This is a genomic window from Ruegeria sp. AD9 (genome assembly GCF_056542305.1).
Window position 1 is genome coordinate 1 of sequence record NZ_JBQFZP010000049.1, and the last position, 2,917, is coordinate 2,917.

Below are 2,917 nucleotides of genomic sequence, written 5' to 3' on the forward strand. Positions count from 1 at the left end.
CAGCAAGTCACTGAACCGGCTGACAACCGAAACCGCCAAACTGGGGAATTTTAACCTGCCCGTTCTGGGGAAATTTGAGATGCCATTGACACCAATATGCCGATCCAGTAGCGCGCCGTCATTGAACAGGGTTTCATCGGCAAAGAGATCAGCGGTGATTGCGCCGCCCGCTTCAACATAAGCCTCCTGCCCCACAAACACGGCCTTGCGGTTGGTGCTGCTGACAGCCTCAGATGTCAGGGCCTGTTTCACATCATGCTCACTGAACCAACGACACTCTTTGGCCTGTTCCAGCACCTCCAGAATTTTCTCTCCTTCGGTGCTGACTGTCATGGCCTTGGCCAGCCCCATGCTGATCTCACCCGCCTTGAGCGCATCCAATACGGCGGCAGGCAGACCCGCCAGCGCAAGACGACGGCGCACATGGGCTTCGGTCACGCCAAACGCATTGCTGATCTTGGCAACAGACAGGGATTTCTCGGCCATCTTGCCATAGGCACGGACCTCGTCCACTGGGTCCAGTTCCTCGCGCGCGGTGTTTTCCGCATTGGCCCATTGTTCGGCCACAAAGGGATTATCCGTGACCTTCACGGGGACCTGTGCCAGATCGGCGCGTTCGGTCACGGCAATGTTCAAGGCCCGCAGGCGGCGGCCACCGGCCACGATGGCGACTTTACCATCTGCATCGCGCAGGCCGCTGAGGTTCTGGATCAGGCCGCACATGACCAGACTGTCTGCCAGCAAGGTAATGCCTTCCTCGGCAACCTCCTGTCGTGGGTTCAGATCAGACAGGTAGAGATCGGACAGGGCGACGGTTTCAATGGTTTCCGGTGCGGTAAATGTTTCGACTTTGCTCATGGGGCAAATCCTTGTTTACGTGTTTCGCTTCGTGTTAAGGGTGCCCTACCCCTTCCGGGGTAGAGCGGGGCCGCTTAGGCGGCCGCGTGTTGTTTCAAGAAGGCGCGGGCGATCTTGCCGGAAAGGCCGCCCTTCTTGAGATTGTTCCAAGCCAACTGACGTTGTCGTGCGAGGGTGTATGGGTTCATGAACTCACCTCCTTTCTAGTTTGGGATTGGGATCAATATTCGCTGGGGCACATGATCGTCAGGACGCGGCGCGTCACTGACGTGTCAAACGGACGGTCGGACCCGTAGGTGTAATCCGCGTCATAGAGATCGATTTTCCAGAACAGTTTTTGGCCGCTGACCGTCACTGTTCCGAATGTGTGATCGCCATAAGGGTCATTGCCTTCGTCAAACTGATCATCCGAAGCCACAGCCGCCAATGCCGCAGCCTGAAACTCCACCCCTTCGCCGGACACGCCCGGCGTCACGAACACCTGCCCCTGAATGCCTTTGGACTGCATCTCAATCGCTGCATTTGGGTCGATCAGGGCTTTCCGAAACAGGTCATTCTGAGCCGCGATCTCAACCGCCTGAAGGCTGGTGTCATTTTCGATGTCATTTGTTGTTTCACTGTTCAAAACCGTCTCTCCTATGTCATGCGACCTCCGGGGCTGGTCCCCTTTGGTTCTGGTTTTGAGCCGAGCCCTGAAAGGGCGTCGTCTCTAAAACCTGCCTCGTGGCGAACGCGGAGAGGGGCGAGACAGGACAAATCGACAAGAGTGGTGCGGCCCGCAGCGCATCGCGCGAGGACACGGTCTTGTCTATTTGTCTTGTCCGAGGGGGGAGGCCGCGCCTTCCCCCTGACGTCGGGCGGCGTTTGGCTTGTCCAAATCCCGCCTGACCAACAAAAGAAGCCAAAGGATCTTCGATCCTGTGGAAGCGCAAAAGGGATCGTCACCCGAATGGGCAGATCACCGCGGCAGGAAGCGACCATGACCCAAAGCCCCTGCCCCGGCTCGCATGAGACGGGTCAAGGGCTACTGCGTCAGGGAGATCATGTCGGGGTGTTCTGGGTGGAAGCCGGCACGCCGGCTGGAACCTAGAGCCCGCTCACGAGGCGACAGGCTCGGGATTTGCTACGAAAACAGATTGTCACCTGAAGTCACTCACCGACCGGAACATACCCCCGGCGGCGCTTTTGCTTTTCGAGTTTGTGGAGCGCTTCACCGGCCTGGGCTTCGTCTTCGTAAGTCACCATCATGGCTTGTCCGTTTGTGCCGATACGTCCCCATGTGCGAAGGACGGAAACTTCACCAAACAGCGTCGGCTGCAGCTCAATTCCATAGAACCGCGCCATATTGACGTCTGGATCCACATGGATCAGGTGGACAGGTGTGGTAGCTGTCAGCTCCATGATACGATTGTCGGTCAATTCAGACCGTCTGTCCAATGACTTTGCAAGATCCATTCGTCGGAATGGATTCTGATCCTCAATGGAACGGACCTACATTTACTGAGCGGACAGCCGCACAGTTTTCTCTCTTTAATGACCGTTCTCACGCAGAAGAGAATTTTTCACGGCCGGAAACTGCCGCATTTAGTCAGATGATGAAATTCCGCGTGAGATAGCCAGAAGCAATGTGGAAATGTTGCCGCCTCAGATTAGGGCGCATACGATGTTCACTACTCTTCCCAGTGGACATAGAGGGATGAACGAACATGGCACAATCATTGGAAGGTGGGTGCTTCTGTGGTGAAGTGCGCTACCGGATCACCGGTGAAGCGGTACTGCAACTCATGTGTTTTTGCAGAGATTGCCTATCGATGACCGGTACAGATGGCTACGCCGGGTACATGATAAAGTCAGAAAATCTACAGCTACTGAAGGGCAAACCACGGACCTTTGAGAAGACCTCAAAGGAAGGCCGACCTGTTATCAAGCATTTCTGCGGTACCTGCGGGTCAGGCTTGTGGGGTGTGACTGTCCGCCATCAGCACCCATGGAACAGACTAGGTTGATTGCGTAGCGGAGGATTTCAGGCTCATCGTAACCATCAGAGAGTGGAGATGAG

General features: G+C 56.0%; 4 protein-coding genes. 1 reads left to right on the forward strand and 3 read right to left on the reverse strand.

The window, feature by feature from the left end; all coding sequences use genetic code 11:
- The 3 genes from ACR0AM_RS21485 to ACR0AM_RS21495 all read right to left on the reverse strand — a co-directional run.
- On the reverse strand, nucleotides 1–858 hold an 858-nt coding region (locus ACR0AM_RS21485), incomplete at its 3' end, for a ParB/RepB/Spo0J family partition protein (RefSeq protein WP_480623985.1).
- Nucleotides 859–1,078: 220 nt separating this feature from the next.
- Nucleotides 1,079–1,483: a DUF3768 domain-containing protein gene (locus ACR0AM_RS21490; RefSeq protein WP_480623986.1), complete on the reverse strand. Its 405-nt coding sequence runs from the start codon at nucleotides 1,481–1,483 to the stop codon at nucleotides 1,079–1,081.
- Between the two features lie 524 nt (nucleotides 1,484–2,007).
- Nucleotides 2,008–2,277: a WGR domain-containing protein gene (locus ACR0AM_RS21495; RefSeq protein WP_480623987.1), complete on the reverse strand. Its 270-nt coding sequence runs from the start codon at nucleotides 2,275–2,277 to the stop codon at nucleotides 2,008–2,010.
- A 287-nt stretch (nucleotides 2,278–2,564) separates the two neighbouring features.
- On the opposite strand from ACR0AM_RS21495, the gene ACR0AM_RS21500 reads away from it, so the two are divergent.
- A complete protein-coding gene (locus ACR0AM_RS21500; RefSeq protein ID WP_480623988.1) occupies nucleotides 2,565–2,864 on the forward strand; it encodes a GFA family protein in 300 nt (99 codons plus the stop codon).
- Nucleotides 2,865–2,917: the final 53 nt, after the last annotated feature.